This is a genomic window from Thalassospira lucentensis MCCC 1A00383 = DSM 14000 (assembly GCF_000421265.1).
Classification (GTDB): Bacteria; Pseudomonadota; Alphaproteobacteria; order Rhodospirillales; family Thalassospiraceae; genus Thalassospira; species Thalassospira lucentensis.
In genome coordinates this window covers 164,225-179,247 of record NZ_ATWN01000004.1, presented here as the reverse complement: position 1 = coordinate 179,247, position 15,023 = coordinate 164,225, and the positions used below count along the sequence as shown (strand labels likewise).

The window sequence follows — 15,023 nt, the reverse complement described above, 5'->3', positions numbered from 1 at the left end:
TATCGTTTCACACAATTACAGATTGAAACAGAAACCGCATATAAGACAACAATAAAAAAGCCGACAGCAATATGCTGTCGGCTTAAACTCGCTGGAACGGCTGAGATATAGCTACCCCAGTACCCCTGCAGACACCAAACCGGTTTTCAAACTCTTAATACTTTTGTCTGGGGCGACAAACACCCGCGCATTTGGTTTCACGCGATGAATCTGCTTGGTTATCTCGCGACTCGTCTGATGGGCTTTGGGGAAAACTCGATCCATAACAACGAAAGTGGCACGGTAATATTCCACCGCGCTGGCTGCATCAAGTGGGTTCCAGACACGGTGCACGCGGTACCCCCTTTCTCGTGGATACTCGACCAAAGCTTTCCTGTACAAAACTTCGTCTTCGCTAACCACGATGATATTTTTTGTACGCACAGAAATCTTGGCCGTAGCGGTTCTCTCAGACCCGCGCGCACTTAAGTCATTCTGCCTAACTCTACCCAAAGCTTTCCTCTGCAGCACAGCCATGTACAACTCTTTCAATCAGCAAACACAAAAACCACGTGACGCCATCCAAACAGCATCCACACAAACAACTTTGGCGGTCTAATCAGATTGGTAATCCAACCGATTCCTATCATCCCACCTCACTTTTCTGCATCACATAAGAACTGTAACGCATGTCATAGACGGCAAAACTAGCGTCACCGTGATAAAACTCGCAGTTAAATTACACAAAAAGTTATATGATTACAAGCTTCCGCAGCACAAGCAGGCCCGAGCACCAAATTTCAACACCCCTGCCTGACAACAGTGCTCCTGAACCGTTAACATTGTTTTACGCAGGAGATCACACAAGGATCACCCCTATCAGCCCTTCACCACGATATTAAGCAATTTCGGGGTCGGCTTGGCGATGTAAATCACCTTGACGATTTCCTTGCCTTCAAGGTGGCGGGCAATGTTTTCATCCGACTTGGCAAGTGCTTCGACCGTTGCCTGATCGGCATCGGCAGCCACCATCACCGACGCACGCTTTTTGCCATTGATCTGAACCGGGACTTCAAATTCATCGTCCTTGGCTTTTTCGGCATCAAATTCCGGCCAGTCAAACTTGATCACCGATTTTTTGACCCCGAACTCGTCGGCGGCCAGTCGGCTCATCAGTTCCTCGCCCAGATGCGGGGCAAACGGGGCCACCATCAATGCCAATGCCTTGGCATGGTCGTCATGCACGGCATTTTGTTTGGTCAACGCATTGGTGAGCTCGATCAGGGCGGCAATCGCGGTGTTATGGCGAAGCTCGGCCACGTCCTTGGTCACCTTGGCGATGGTTTTATGCAGGATCGTTTCGATCTTGCCATCCACCGCATCGGTGCGTTCCATCTGGGTCGTGACTTTCCAGACATTGGAGAGGAACCGCATCATGCCGATAATCGCATCGGACTGCCACGGTTTGGAGCTGTCAAGCGGGCCCATATACATCTCATAGGTCCGGAAGGTATCGATCGTGTATTGATCGCAAATTTCTTCGGGCGGAATGCCGTTTTTATAGCGCTTGCCCATCTTGCCCGGAACCGTGGTCAGGGCCTCGTTGGTTTTGGCGTTAAACGGTGCCTTTTTGCCATCGACATCGCGCATTTCAACGTCGTGAATATCAACATAAACGCCGCGCGCATCGGTATAGGCATCCGCCGTAATCATGCCCTGATTAAACAGCTTCTGGAACGGTTCGGGCGTGCCGACATGGCCAAGGTCAAACAGGACCTTATGCCAGAACCGCGAATACAGCAGATGAAGGACTGCGTGCTCCGCCCCGCCAACATAAAGGTCAACCGCACCGGGTTTCGGATTACCCTTGTCATCGGTGGTGTTGGCCCAATAAGCCGCAGCCGCATCAGATGCAAAGGCATCATTATTATTCGCATCGAAATAGCGCAGGTAATACCAGCAGGAGCCCGCCCAGTTCGGCATGGAGTTGGCATCGCGTTTAAACGCGCGTACTTCATACTCCGCACCGTCGTGGGTATGGGTCGAACCAACCGCCGCATCAACCGGCAGAACCGACCCATCGGAAAGCACAATCCCGGTCACCGCCATCCAGTCCTTGGCGCGTGCCAACGGTGGTTCCGGCTCTGAATTGGGGTCTTCGTTTGATTGCGGTTTAAAATCGGTCATTTCGGGCAGGACAACCGGCAAAGCGGCCTCGGCCACACCGTGCACCTGCCCGGTTTTTTCATCAAACAGCACCGGGAACGGCTCGCCCCAATAGCGTTGACGCGAAAACAGCCAGTCGCGCAGTTTATACTGTACGCGGCCCCGGCCAATGTTCTTGGCTTCCATCCAGTCAATGATCGCCGCCTTGGCATCCGGGGTCGAAAGCCCGTTCAGCGAAACGTCGTCATTGGCGGAATTGATCGTATCGCCGGTGTCGGTCTGTGCGACCTTAAATTGACCCGGTGCCGTTTCATAAAGCGCCAGCAATGCCGCATCATCAAGGTCATCGGTGTCCGCCGGTGCATTGGCGCGCAGCCAGCCATCGGATGGCTTGGTCGTTGCCTTGATCGGCAGGTTGAATTTATGGGCAAATTCAAAATCGCGCTGATCACCCGCCGGAACCGCCATGATAGCACCCGTGCCATAGCCCATCAGGACGTAATCGGCAATCCAGACCGGGATGTCTTCGCCGGTCACCGGGTTGGTGGCATGTGCGCCAATAAACACGCCGGTTTTTTCGCGGTTGGCTTCATCCTTCGACGATACCGGCCCGGCCAGTTTGACCTGTTCACGGTATGCCGCGACCGCGGCCGATGCGTCGGCGCTGGTCAGTTTATCGACCAACGGATGTTCCGGGGCGAGAACCATATAGGTCGCGCCAAAAATGGTATCGGGGCGCGTGGTATAGACCGCGATTTTATCCTCGATGCCATCGGTGCGGGTGACCGGGAAGTTCACACGTGCGCCAACCGAACGGCCGATCCAGCCCTTTTGCATTTCAACAACGCCGTTGGGCCAATCAAGCCCTTCCAGATCACCAACCAGACGGTCGGCATAATCGGTAATGCGCAACATCCACTGTTTGAGCGGGCGTTTATACACCGGATAATCACCACGTTCGGACTTGCCGTCGTTGGTGACTTCTTCGTTCGAAAGCACCGTGCCCAGCATCGGGCACCAATTAACCGGCACTTCATCGACATAGGCCAGACGCCCGCGATCAATCGCCCGGTCAACTTCCGATCCCTCGGCCTTGGTCCCATCGCCAATCACGGCTTTGGGTTGCGGCACGCCATCTTCATCGAGCAACCATTCACCACTTTCCAAAAGCGGGCGCAGCTCGGCAATTGGGCGGGCCCGGCCTGAAATGGTCTGGCCTTGCGGGCCTTTCCACTCAATCGTCGAGTCATAGAAGCTGTTGAAAAGTTGCAGGAAAATCCACTGCGTCCATTTGTAATAATCAACGTCCGTGGAGGCAAAACGACGATGCGGATCATGGCCAAGCCCGATGACCTGGAGCTGACGCAGCATGTTTTCGATATTGGCTTCGGTGGTGATGCGCGGGTGCTGACCGGTTTGAATGGCGAACTGTTCAGCCGGCAGGCCAAAGGCATCAAACCCCATCGAATGAAGCACGTTATAGCCACGCATGCGTTCGAACCGTGCCTTCACATCGGTCGCGATATAGCCCAGCGGATGGCCGATATGCAGGCCAACCCCGCTTGGATAGGGGAACATATCAAGGATGACGCTTTTCTTTTTGGTCGCGTCAAAATCGGCATCGCCGGGATTTGGCGTGCGATAGGTATCGTTTTCGCGCCAATATGTCTGCCAGCGCTTTTCGAATTCCTGCGCACTTTCCTGATAGTTCGCCACGCTCACTCAACTCCTGCCTATCGGGGCCCGTTTGTTGGCCTCGGGCGCGGATCATAAAAGCGCGCCTGCCATACCAAATTGGGTTACATATAAATCTGAACCTGTGTTCATAAGCGGGCTTTGGCCGCTGTGCAACATCAGATCACATGAAATCGGCGCAAATACTGTCAATTTGCCCCTTGGCCCAGACTGTTCTGGTTCATACTACATCGTCATTCCCGCGAAGGCGGGAATCTCATCGCAACACATGCCCCATCCCCATCCCCATCCCCATCCCCATCCCCATCCCCATCCCCATCCCCACCGCAAACGCAGCGTCCCCCGACACGATGATCAACCCGAAATTTCGCAACACCACTGGATTTTTACCCCCATCCATGCCATATTAGGGATTGGTATTTACCAAGTCGTTGATTGTGCACGGATTTGGCGTGTGCATTGGTGCTTGGGTCCACGTGCCGTCGTGTGGCACAGCTTTCAACGCTCTCGTCCAGGGAGGACGAATATGGATATCACCATTGGCGGCCTGACGTCCCAGCAAACCGGCGCTTCTTCGCGCTCGGCGCAATCGTATTTGCCCGGTCAAAGTGACGCGGACAAAACCGGGAACAACGGCACATCGGCCTTTGCGGCCGCGACATCGGTTTCCCTGTCCTCTCAATCGGCCAATCTTTTATCGGCTGATAAGATCGTCGCAGCAATCAATGAAAGCCTGTCGTCAACCGGCATTTCCATTCAGGGTGTTGATCCCAGTGATTACACCCCCGAAGCCGTGGCTGACCGTATTCTGGCCCGTGTCGGTGATTTGATTGCGGCGAATTCCGATACCGAAGGCGAAGCCCGCGAGATTTTCGAAAAGGCCAGCGAAGGCATTAAGCGCGGCCTTGATGATGCGCGTGAGTTCCTTGAGGGCCTCGGTGCGCTGAATGAGCAAATCAACGGCAACATCACCGAGACCGAAGACCGCCTGAACGAAGGCCTTAAATCCATCGAGCAGCGCCTGACCGAGCTTTATAACAGCAGCCCGTCAGAAGAAGCCGCCGACATAACCCCGGAACGTGACGAGCAGGTCCTGCAATCGCAGGTCACCCAGACCGCACAGGCCAGCCAAGCCTATGCCGAGTCCGCCACCAACGCCCAGCGCAATGCGCCACGGTATGGGACGAACGGCTGATCATTCGAACATCTTGTTCGCACACATTAGAAACCGGGGGCCAAGGCCTCCGGTTTTTTTGTTGGTTACGTATGCCACTATATTTCAATCAGGCACATATTCAGGCTTGCAATGCCTGATTTACTGACATCAATACATTTAAAAGATCATAAGGCTTATGAGCCTCAACTACACTCATTGCGTTTAACAACTAACGCTGCTCCAAAACAAAGTGTAGCAACACCCTAACATTTAGCTTTAATCTCATTCAAAATTTCCACCTATTCACGTAAAATTAGCCCTGATTACCAATCAAAAATTGCCCAGTGTTCGCACTAATTTTCTAGAATAGAGTTTTTTGAGGGTCTACATGTCAGACAACAGAAGAATTGTTAGAATATTTTTGGCATCCCCAGGAGATTTATCAAACGAACGTAAAATAGCTTCTGAAGTTGTTAACGAGCTAAACAAAACGCACTCAGCCTACTGGAAATGCAACCTAGAACTGTTTGGCTGGGAGGACACTATTTCTCAGTATGGCCGTCCACAAGAGATCATCAACAGAGAGCTTGATCAATGCGAACTGTTTATTGGCATGCTCTGGAAGAGATGGGGCACGCCACCAGATAACGACGGTCACTTCACGTCAGGCTTTGAGGAGGAGTTTGTTCGAGCTACTGATCGAATGGAACAAACGAAGAAGCCTTTTATTTCTCTCATGTTCAAGAAAGTTCACCCCGACCTACTGAGAGATCCTGGTGTGGAACTTAAAAAAGTTCTAGATTTCCGACAGAATGAAATAGACAAAAAGAGACTTATTTTTCAAGAATTTGACGAAACTCAAGAGTTTGAAAGAAAACTATCAAAAACTATCAGTCAATACATATACAGCATAATCGAAAAAGAAACGACAGAAGACCCTTCAAGTATAACAACCGAAAATAATTCTACCACACTCCAAGTTACTGGCGCGCAGCAAAAAGGAAAGTTGTTCGACAGTATTGCATACGAACTCATCCAAACTATTTGCGCCAAGGACAATGCTTGGGATGCCACAACTTCAATCGAAATTGCGCGCTTCCGGTTACTTGCAGCGTCCCTTCGACGCGTAGGGAATGATGATAGTGATATCGGCATACACGACGCCTTTCTCATTTTCTTAGCAAAAGAAGACATCACCCTCTCAAAACAGGAAGTAGCAAAGCTACTTGAAACCGGAATTGCAAAGTATTGGTCTTCGTACTTTCCACTCTGGTACTGGCTTTCCAAAACCACCGATTGTCAGGATAAACTTTCCGCCTTAGCTATTTTCAAGAAAGGTGTAGTCTGTCGGAATGCACTGCGTATTCTAGAAATACTAAACTTGGAACTGCGCTTTCCTTCATATTTAGGTAATGATGTATCGAGAGCTGAAACAATCCGGATCAGCCTAGAGCATGAAAAAGAAGAAGACACCTGCGCACTTATCTACCACCTTGCGAACTTTGGAAGACCAGAAGATGTTGGCGAGTTAAAATATTTACTTACAAATGAATCTCGAAAAATTCGTGAAGCTGCGTCAACTGCTACGATCCAAATCCTCAGTAGAAATAGTATTGATCATGCTCTCAAGCGAGCAACTGAACCCGATATTGAAGAACTAAACAATACGCTGGTTAGGGGCCTATTTGAGAAAGTAGCGGTTGTTCAAACCGAAACTCTCAGAGCATGCTTGCAATGCCCATCACGAATTTTGCGCCACATGGCAGCAAGAACACTTGTTTCTAGAAACGCTCTATCTATAGATGAAATACAAACCATTTCCAGCGACCCCTCTCCTACAGTGAGCATCACAGGCTTTATCGCAGCAAAAAAACGAGGAGTTAAGATAAACAGTGATTCAGTATCAAAAACGCTGAACTCTTTAGACAACAATGAAATCAACACACCGATTTGCTGGCAAACATACCAGTCGGATATAACCTCTCGCTCTCAAATAAATTTAATTATTACTGAATACTTGTTTCATCTTGAAGTTTCTGAACTTGAAATAGCTGAAAGAGATGACAACTGGATTGCAACTATAGTTCGATTCAAGAAGAAGAGAACATCTTCAAAAAAAGAATTGATAGAGACGATTCACAAACGATCATCTCTAATCAAACCCGTCAGGAGTGTGTTCCCCCGTCCAAGCGCCAGCGATCTATTAGGACTAACTATCCCCAAATTTATGGAAAACTCAGAGGCAAACTATGCCCTGTGTCAATCGGCTATCAATACATTATGCTCGTTTAACAACAAAAACGATTTGGAAGAGATTCGTGAGCTCATCAGGAAACCCAACATCAAGGTATCGAGAGACGTTCTAAATTACTTTGAGAAACATGGGTGTTGGGACGACATCGCTCTGATGGAAGAAAAGGCACAACTTAGATCTGAGGGAATAACATTAGCCCTACAGATAGACATAACGCAAAGCACTGACCGCGAACTCGGGAAACTTTATTACAAGCTTGGTCGTGATCGAATTGGTGATTTACTCAACGGCTCTATTCGGGAAAGCGTAATCCCATATCTAGTTGCAAACATTCCGATTAGAAATTTTGCGGAACTGCAAAATGAGATGATAGAGACGCTGTTAAGACATAATGACGGAAATGTTCGTATTGCCTCAGCACTCCAAGTCGTTAGAAGTATGAGTACCTCTCAGATAAAAACGGTAACAAAGCAGTATTCGGAAGAGTCACAAAAAATTTATTATGACACCTGCCAATGGCTCGACCTAGGTTGTTCATTCAGTAGAAAAATTGCGAAATCGTGTGCCCAGAAAGAGTTACAAAAGAGATATCTATGACCACTTGGCACAACCTCTCCCCTGACTGGATCAATGAGGCGGATTTAGCGGCACTTGATCTGGCATCTGGGCGGAATGAACCACCCATGCCTCTATCCACCCGACACTGCTGAACCGGAACCACCGCCATCCATATGCCGCCGAAATAGTTTTCGGCCTGCGTCCTGAATGCGGCTCAAGATGTCTTTCGCCATGAAGCCCGAGACAAATGCCATGAAGGTCACAAGATGCGGGCTGATATCGACCTGCCCCCTGCCATTCGGGCCGCCTTGGGTCAGCATCAACATCCCGGCTTCTGAAAACAGGAAGATCGCAATTGCAGCCGCGATCCCCTTGCCGATCACGCCCGTATCAAACCAGCCTCAAAGCCCCATACCAGACGCATCGTCATTATCGCGGATTTTGAAAATCTTGTGCCCGGCATCCTGAATTTTGCTAAAGGCGTCCTTGGCCATAAAGCCCGAGACAAACGCCATGAAGGTCACAAGATACGGGCTGATATCGACCTGACCGCTGCCATTCGGGCCGCCTTGGGTCAGCATCAACATCCCGGCTTCCGAGAACAGGAAGATTGCAATCGCGGCGGCGATCCCCTCCCCCGTCATCATCAAAAGACGGGCCGAGGCCATGAGGCCATACGCGGTGTCATCCGGTGCAGTGTCAAAGGGTGTATGGGGCGTGAGGGGCGCATGTGCTGCTGGGTCGGGTTGGTCTGAACTTGGTTGATCTGAACCGGGTTGAGGGGGGCCGGGGTCTGTGTTTGGCTGCGTCTCTTTTGACCTGTGCCCAAAGTTCTGACGGGTGAAGGCAACCACCGCCCCCAATCCCCCGGCCGCAACCGTGACCAGCAGGGTCAGCATGATGGTGGGCAATTGCACCAGAATGGACAGAAAACCGCCAATCGGGTTCTGAAACAGGGCGACAAGGGCGGAAAGATCGATCTCCTTTTTGGTCTTGCTCTGCGCAAGCTCTGCTTCGATCTCGTCAATCTGGGCCTGCATATTGCGTAAAATCTTGTCGACCTGGCGTTGCTCCGCCCGGATGTTTTCCCACACGACCCGCGACTGGATGTTTTGATCATCAAAGTGTCGAAACGTGTTGCCAAGCTGATCAACCGTGTCATAGACCCCTTGTTCAAACGTGCTCACAACCGTTAAACCGATATCGCCTGTCGCGCCTGCAAAGGCCAATTTGGCCAGAGCAGCGCGAAGGGCCGCAACGACCCGTGCCCCGTTATCTGCGTGCAGTCCACCGGATGTCTGCGTGTCGTCCTTGTTTTCATCAGAAAGCGGATTTTGATCAGAAGACGGGCTTTGCTTTTGCGCCTGAAAGCGGGCGACAAAATCATGTGCCATCGTCATGGCGTCAAGGTAGGCGGCAACAAAATCATCCTCAAACGTTGCGCGGTTTTGCGTTACGGTTGTGCTTAGGGCGGCGGCACCATCATAGGCCTGCCAGAAGGCCGCCATCGCGTCTTTGCGAAGGGTCAGTCCGATGCGGAATTTTTCAAGTGCGGCAGTATTTGTTTTGCGAATATCGCTTTGTAATTGTTTGATTTCTTCGTGAAGTTCGGCCTCGTAAAAGCTTTGGCGGATCATGCGTTCCAGATCACCGGGCGCGGAGGTGGCGATTTCACGGCTGAGCATGTCGCGCTGAATATCGGCGGTGAACCCGGCAAACAGGGTGACAACAAATCCAACATACAGCACACAGGCAAGGCTCATCAGAATCCCGGCACTGCCAAGGCGTGCGAGTGCTGTGTTGCTCTCTTTCTGAAGGGACATGGTGCCTCTCACGTCGCAATTTATGCGGGCATCGGTTTATTGACGTGTGGCCATCACACATGTGAGGGGCGCGTTGGGGGAAATCGGTCTTTCTTTCGCCCTATCTTTCCCCCTATTGTCGTCGCATCTTTAAACCGACAGCTCGGATGATCATGACCCATCAGGACCAAACGACGTGGCACAACCTTTCCGCTGACTGGATCAACTGGGCGGATCGCCTTGCCCCCGCAGCCGGGAAAATCAATCGTCATATGATTGAGGCGGTTGATCTGCCCGCCCTTGCCCATGCGCGAGGCGGGGCGGATTTGGCGGTACTTGATCTGGCATCCGGGGTGGGTGAACCGGCCTTTACCTTTGCCCGGGCCCTGTCGGGGCAGCGCGATGTTAGCGCTAACACACCCGGTATTACCGGCCATGTCACCGCCACCGATATCGTGCCCGAAATGTGCGATGGATTAAGCGCACGCGCCCAAGAAGACGGCATTGCCAACATCACCGTCATGCCCGCCAATATGGAAAAACTGCCGTTTGACGACCAATCGTTTGATGTGGTGTCGTGCCGGTTTGGCGTGATGTTTTGTGGTGATCCAGATTTGGCCTTGCGTGAAAGTCATCGGGTGTTGCGGGCTGGCGGCCGGGCGGTCTTTATGGTCTGGGCGCCGTTGGTCGATAATCCGCTTTTTGCCGCGATGGATGCGGTGCTGGGCAATATCCTTGGCATCGGGTTTGATAAGGCCGGGCTTGATCCGTTTAGCTTTGGCAATGTCGATCAGTCGATGATGCGCCTTGAAAGTGCCGGGTTTCGGGGCATTCAGGCCACCACCCACAGCCCGGCCGGGCGCATTCCCGAAACGGTGGCCTTCTGGAAACCGCAGATGGACATGCTGTTTGGCCATATCCTGCGCGAAGCATCGGATATGGAGATGGGCGCACTTAATGCGGCGATGTTTGAAACACTTTCACCCTATATCGAAGACGGCCATTTTCAGGTTCCGATTTGTTTTCATGTGCTTAGCGGAACGCACGGGTAAGGCGGCGTTTGGCACCCCCGATATTTTGATCAAAAACCAAGCATCCCTGCCAATGTGACATGGTGGAGATGCGCGGGTTTTTTCTTGCCTTTTGGCCGATGGCGTGGCACACCGCGCAGCCTTGGAACGATGTAACGTTCCCCTGTCGTAGCACCAGGTTAAAAACACGAAAGACATATGACTATGAAGACGATTGTCGTCTGCTCTGGCGGGCTGGATTCCGTCACGCTGGCCTATAAGGTCGCGGCCGAGCATAAGCTCCATTCCCTGATTTCGTTCGATTATGGCCAACGCCATAAAAAGGAACTTGATTACGCCGCCCGTACTGCACGTGATCTTGGGGTTAAACATCACATTGTGGATTTGACCTCGGTCGGTGCGCTTTTGGGTGGATCGTCGCTGACCAGTGATGAGATTGATGTGCCCGATGGCCATTACGCGCAAGAAACCATGCGCATTACTGTTGTGCCCAACCGCAATGCCATCATGCTGGCCGTGGCCTTTGGTGCTGCGGCAAGTGCCGGGGCGGACGCGGTGGCGACCGCCGTACATGGCGGCGATCATTTCATCTATCCCGATTGCCGACCCGATTTCATCAACGCGTTTGGGGCGATGCAAAACCATGCGCTTGAAGGCGTTAAGGACATTTCGCTTTATACGCCGTTTGTCCATGTATCAAAGGCCGACATCGCCCTTGAAGCCGGGCGCCTTGGCGTGCCGATTGACCTGACATGGTCGTGTTACAAGGGCCATGACACCCATTGCGGACGGTGTGGCACCTGTGTCGAGCGGCGCGAAGCGCTTGAACTGGCGTGTGTGAAAGATCCGACGGTTTATGAGGATCGCGAGTACTGGAAACAGGCCCACGCCGAGCATGTGGCGCGCAAGTTTGGCCGTCAGAACGCACCGGGATAACGCGGCAAAGAAATCCTCATACAATTTATGTGCAGCGGCATGGACCATGGATGCCCGCCGAAGCTGTCATGACGGGACTTCCTTAAATTAAGGGAACACATCGTCATCCCCGCGAAGAGCCTGTGCCCGCGAAGGCGCGGTATGGGGATCTCGCGCCGCAAGTTCGCCGCGCCATAGAAACACCGAAAGAAAACCGATGTTTACCATCACCAAACAATTCGCCTTTTCCGCCAGCCATCAGTTGGCCGGGCTTGATGCCGACCACCCGTGCTCGCGCCTGCATGGCCATAACTATATTGTCGAGGTGGAGCTTAAGGATGCCACACTTGACGCGCGCGGGTTCGTGCGTGATTACCGCGAACTTGGGCCGCTTAAGCGCATGATTGATGATGAGTTTGATCATCGGCACCTTAATGAAGTTCTGGGTCATGACCATCCGACGGCGGAGAATTTGGCCCTGTTTTTCTATGACTGGGCCCATGATCGCTGGCCGGAAGTATCGGCTGTGCGGGTTTCGGAAACGCCGAAAACATGGGCGGAATATCGTCCATGAGCGCGCATGATCCAAACCTTGCCGCACTTTCAGACACACAGGATAAAAACGGCAAAATCCGCATATCGGAGATTTTCGGCCCCACCGTGCAGGGCGAAGGAACGCTGATCGGCATCCCGACCGTGTTTGTGCGCACGGGCGGCTGTGATTTCCGTTGTTCGTGGTGTGATACGCTCTATGCGGTTGATCCGGCCTTTCGCGCCGACTGGAAACCGATGCGCGCAGAGGCCGTACTTGATGAAGTTAAAAAACTGACCGGTGGTGCGCCGATCCTGATTACGCTGTCGGGCGGCAATCCGGCGATCCAGCCGCTGGGCCGGTTGATTGAGCTCGGTCAGAAAGAAGGATTCAGCTTTGCCTTAGAAACCCAGGGTAGTATTGCCAAGGACTGGTTTGCCGATCTTAATTACCTGACCATCAGCCCCAAGCCGCCCAGTGCCTCGACCAGCTTTGACGCCGATGCGCTTAACGCGTGCATTGATGCGGCCAATGCCAAGGGGATGCTTTCCGGCCCGGCGATCACGTTGAAATTCCCGGTGCGCGATGAGGCCGACCTTCTGTTTGCCGATCACGTGCGAAAACTTCACACCGGCATTCCGGTCTGTGTGCAGCCGGTCAACACAACGCCCGCCGCCCCGCATCCCGATGGCGCGGACGGTGTTGATCTTGACGCGCTGACCGCGCGCTATCGCTGGCTGGTCGATGAGGTGGCCAAACGCAAATGGTTTGATGTGCGTGTATTGCCGCAATGGCATGTGCATGTCTGGGGCAATCTGCGCGGGGTATAGAGATCGGCGGTTGGGTGCACTGGTTTTATTTCATCAGATGATATGAAAATATATTTTATCCCAAATTGCTGATCCTTATCATGGGGATGGCGGTTGCCGGTGCCACTGGATCGATCATAGCGATTTGCTATTGCGCCGATCCTCTACATTTCCAAGAAGGAAGCGCATTTTGTGCTTCACCATGGAAAGTACAGATCATGTCATTTCGCGATTTTTCCAAAACCCATCCCGAGACGGTCAAAAACATCCCCATTCAGCCATTGGACGGCGTCGCACGCGATGCGCCCGGATCGCTGCCCGATAAATCGGCCGCAGAACACGCCCCGATGCCCGCCCCGCATCAAGGTGCGAACGACTGATCTTTGATCTTTGCATGGACGGAGGGGCATGCCCCTCCGTCGTTGTTTTGCCGTTCGCCAACGTTACAGGGCACCAAAGCCATGACCATTTCGCGCACATCCAACCAGACAGTGACGTTCCGCCATCCGTTTCAGCTTAGCGGGTTTAAAGACCTTTTTCCGGCGGGGAAATACGTGGTCGACACCACCGAGGAGCTGATCGAAAGCGTCTCGATCACGGCCTATCGCCGGGTGTCGACGGAACTGCACCTGCGGACCAAAATCAACGGCATGATGTCCGAACGGATTTTAAGCGTCACTCCGACGGATCTGGATGCAGCCCTTGCCAAGGATGCAGCCTTTTTGGGTACCCCATCCACCCCGACCGACATTCTAAACCACTAAAAACATGCGTAATTCCAAATACATGGCGGGTATGGAATTGCACATTCGCGGCAACCTTACCATATTATAGCTATAAGCTATTTCGCGTCTAACTTGCAAAATAGCACGCATGTTGTTTCAGGGTCCCTGCCCGCAACAGGATGCCCCGAAAGATCGGGACTTAAAATCAGGAACACGGGCCCTGTCAAACTGCCGGAACGCTTTGCGTATCAATAGATCGCATCGCGAAGCGCCGGTTGCTCGAAGGAGCCATGATCATGAGCATTACCCGCACAACCCATCGCACGGTGACGTTCTTTCATCCAACCCACCTGCCCGGTCATGACGGATTGCTGCCCGCAGGTGAATATGAGATCGATACGCTTGAAAAGCTTGATCTTGACGCCCCCATGCGCCGCTACATAGCGCTGGAATGTCGTGTCCATATCTGGTCGGAAAAAGACAAAAGCGAAGCCACCAACATCCTGACCGTTGATCCGCAGAAGCTTGAGGCGGCCCTCGCCCTTGATTCTGATCCGCTGCGGGCCTCTGATCGCAAGCAAATGATCATATCGCATGGTGGCCAGCCAGAGGATGATGCGGCCTGAGAAAGCCTTAGCCAAACCCGATAGAGGCCGCTCACCCCCAACCTTGCCCCCACCCGTTTATGTTACGGCAACCTGATCTGTGGCATCAGCCAGCCATGATCCTGCAAGAGCTTCACACCTTCAAACGCCGGGATTGCGATTAGGAACCACAGGGCATCGCGTGTGGTGGCAAGATATAATGATGGTTGGCAGATCAGTTTGTTTTCATCCTGCCAGCGGAACCAGGTCGGCCGAAAGCGTGCGACCGTGTTTTGATAGCGCGTGAAGACCACGCCGAACCGTTCAGCCAACATTGCCTCTTCACGCAAAACGACGCTTCGAAGCACCAGCCAGCATCCCAGAGCAAAGATAAACCCCATCACCACACTGCCGGTCTGTGCCCCACACCCGAAAGCACCAATAAAGCTGAAAACATAAAGCGGGTTACGACAGATTGAATATGGACCACGCGTCACCAGTTCGGTTCTCTTGCGTCCGCCAATATAAAGCGAACACCACCCCCGACCGAAAATACAGATTGCAATCGCAACAATTCCAGTCGTCGTGATCATCTGGTGAACATAGCCTTCGCGGGCAGCCATCGATTGACTTCCGGCCACCAAGACCAAGAGCATCACGACCCCAATCCGCAGAACCAATTTTCGACGACGCTGTATCTGTCGCAGATCATCGACCGTCGGTGCTACGGTTTTTGTCCCTTTATTGGGAGAATGGGCCTTAGACTGGCGATACATTTTCTCGAGCTCCTGCACTAAAAACTGCAGAAGCTCTATCG

14 protein-coding genes are annotated in these 15,023 nt (G+C 52.4%); 9 read left to right on the top strand and 5 right to left on the bottom strand.

Features of this window, described 5'->3' with window-relative positions; genetic code table 11:
• Positions 1-111: 111 nt before the first annotated feature.
• Complete coding sequence (locus K355_RS0109960; protein ID WP_022731989.1) at positions 112-516, bottom strand: hypothetical protein; 405 nt, start codon at positions 514-516, stop codon at positions 112-114.
• Positions 517-858: 342 nt separating this feature from the next.
• A complete protein-coding gene (locus K355_RS0109955; protein ID WP_022731988.1) occupies positions 859-3,861 on the bottom strand; it encodes a leucine--tRNA ligase in 3,003 nt (1,000 codons plus the stop codon).
• Between the two features lie 505 nt (positions 3,862-4,366).
• Between K355_RS0109955 and K355_RS0109945 the strand changes: the two genes are divergently transcribed.
• Positions 4,367-5,035, top strand: a complete 669-nt coding sequence (locus K355_RS0109945; protein ID WP_022731986.1) for a DUF5610 domain-containing protein — start codon at positions 4,367-4,369, stop codon at positions 5,033-5,035.
• Between the two features lie 349 nt (positions 5,036-5,384).
• Entirely contained in the window at positions 5,385-7,847 is a 2,463-nt protein-coding gene (locus tag K355_RS25095) for a DUF4062 domain-containing protein (protein ID WP_022731985.1), read from the top strand.
• Positions 7,848-7,939: 92 nt separating this feature from the next.
• Here K355_RS25095 and K355_RS0109935 read toward each other — a convergent pair whose 3' ends face one another.
• Positions 7,940-8,191 carry a hypothetical protein gene (locus K355_RS0109935; RefSeq protein ID WP_022731984.1) on the bottom strand — a complete coding sequence of 84 codons (252 nt, stop codon included), beginning with the start codon at positions 8,189-8,191 and terminating at the stop codon, positions 7,940-7,942.
• Positions 8,192-8,209: 18 nt separating this feature from the next.
• A complete protein-coding gene (locus K355_RS0109930; RefSeq protein WP_022731983.1) occupies positions 8,210-9,631 on the bottom strand; it encodes a hypothetical protein in 1,422 nt (473 codons plus the stop codon).
• Between the two features lie 152 nt (positions 9,632-9,783).
• Between K355_RS0109930 and K355_RS0109925 the strand changes: the two genes are divergently transcribed.
• From K355_RS0109925 to K355_RS0109895, 7 genes are all read left to right on the top strand, one after another.
• Entirely contained in the window at positions 9,784-10,662 is an 879-nt protein-coding gene (locus K355_RS0109925) for a class I SAM-dependent methyltransferase (RefSeq protein WP_022731982.1), read from the top strand.
• A gap of 177 nt (positions 10,663-10,839) precedes the next feature.
• Positions 10,840-11,577, top strand: coding sequence for a 7-cyano-7-deazaguanine synthase QueC (gene queC, locus K355_RS0109920; protein WP_245562932.1), 738 nt, complete (start codon positions 10,840-10,842; stop codon positions 11,575-11,577).
• Positions 11,578-11,773: 196 nt separating this feature from the next.
• On the top strand, positions 11,774-12,130 hold the full coding sequence (gene queD, locus K355_RS0109915) for a 6-carboxytetrahydropterin synthase QueD (protein WP_022731980.1): 357 nt from the start codon (positions 11,774-11,776) through the stop codon (positions 12,128-12,130).
• Positions 12,127-12,918, top strand: a complete 792-nt coding sequence (gene queE, locus K355_RS0109910) for a 7-carboxy-7-deazaguanine synthase QueE (RefSeq protein WP_022731979.1) — start codon at positions 12,127-12,129, stop codon at positions 12,916-12,918. Before queD ends, queE begins: the two co-directional genes overlap by 4 nt.
• 197 nt (positions 12,919-13,115) lie before the next feature.
• Positions 13,116-13,277, top strand: coding sequence for a hypothetical protein (locus tag K355_RS25535; RefSeq protein ID WP_022731978.1), 162 nt, complete (start codon positions 13,116-13,118; stop codon positions 13,275-13,277).
• Between the two features lie 81 nt (positions 13,278-13,358).
• Positions 13,359-13,661 (top strand): hypothetical protein, encoded by a 303-nt coding sequence (locus K355_RS0109900; protein ID WP_022731977.1) that lies wholly within the window; start codon positions 13,359-13,361, stop codon positions 13,659-13,661.
• A gap of 257 nt (positions 13,662-13,918) precedes the next feature.
• A complete protein-coding gene (locus K355_RS0109895; RefSeq protein ID WP_022731976.1) occupies positions 13,919-14,248 on the top strand; it encodes a hypothetical protein in 330 nt (109 codons plus the stop codon).
• 62 nt (positions 14,249-14,310) lie between these two features.
• On the opposite strand, the gene K355_RS0109890 is transcribed toward K355_RS0109895, so the two are convergent.
• Positions 14,311-14,982: a methyltransferase family protein gene (locus K355_RS0109890; protein ID WP_022731975.1), complete on the bottom strand. Its 672-nt coding sequence runs from the start codon at positions 14,980-14,982 to the stop codon at positions 14,311-14,313.
• Between the last annotated feature and the right edge of the window lie 41 nt (positions 14,983-15,023).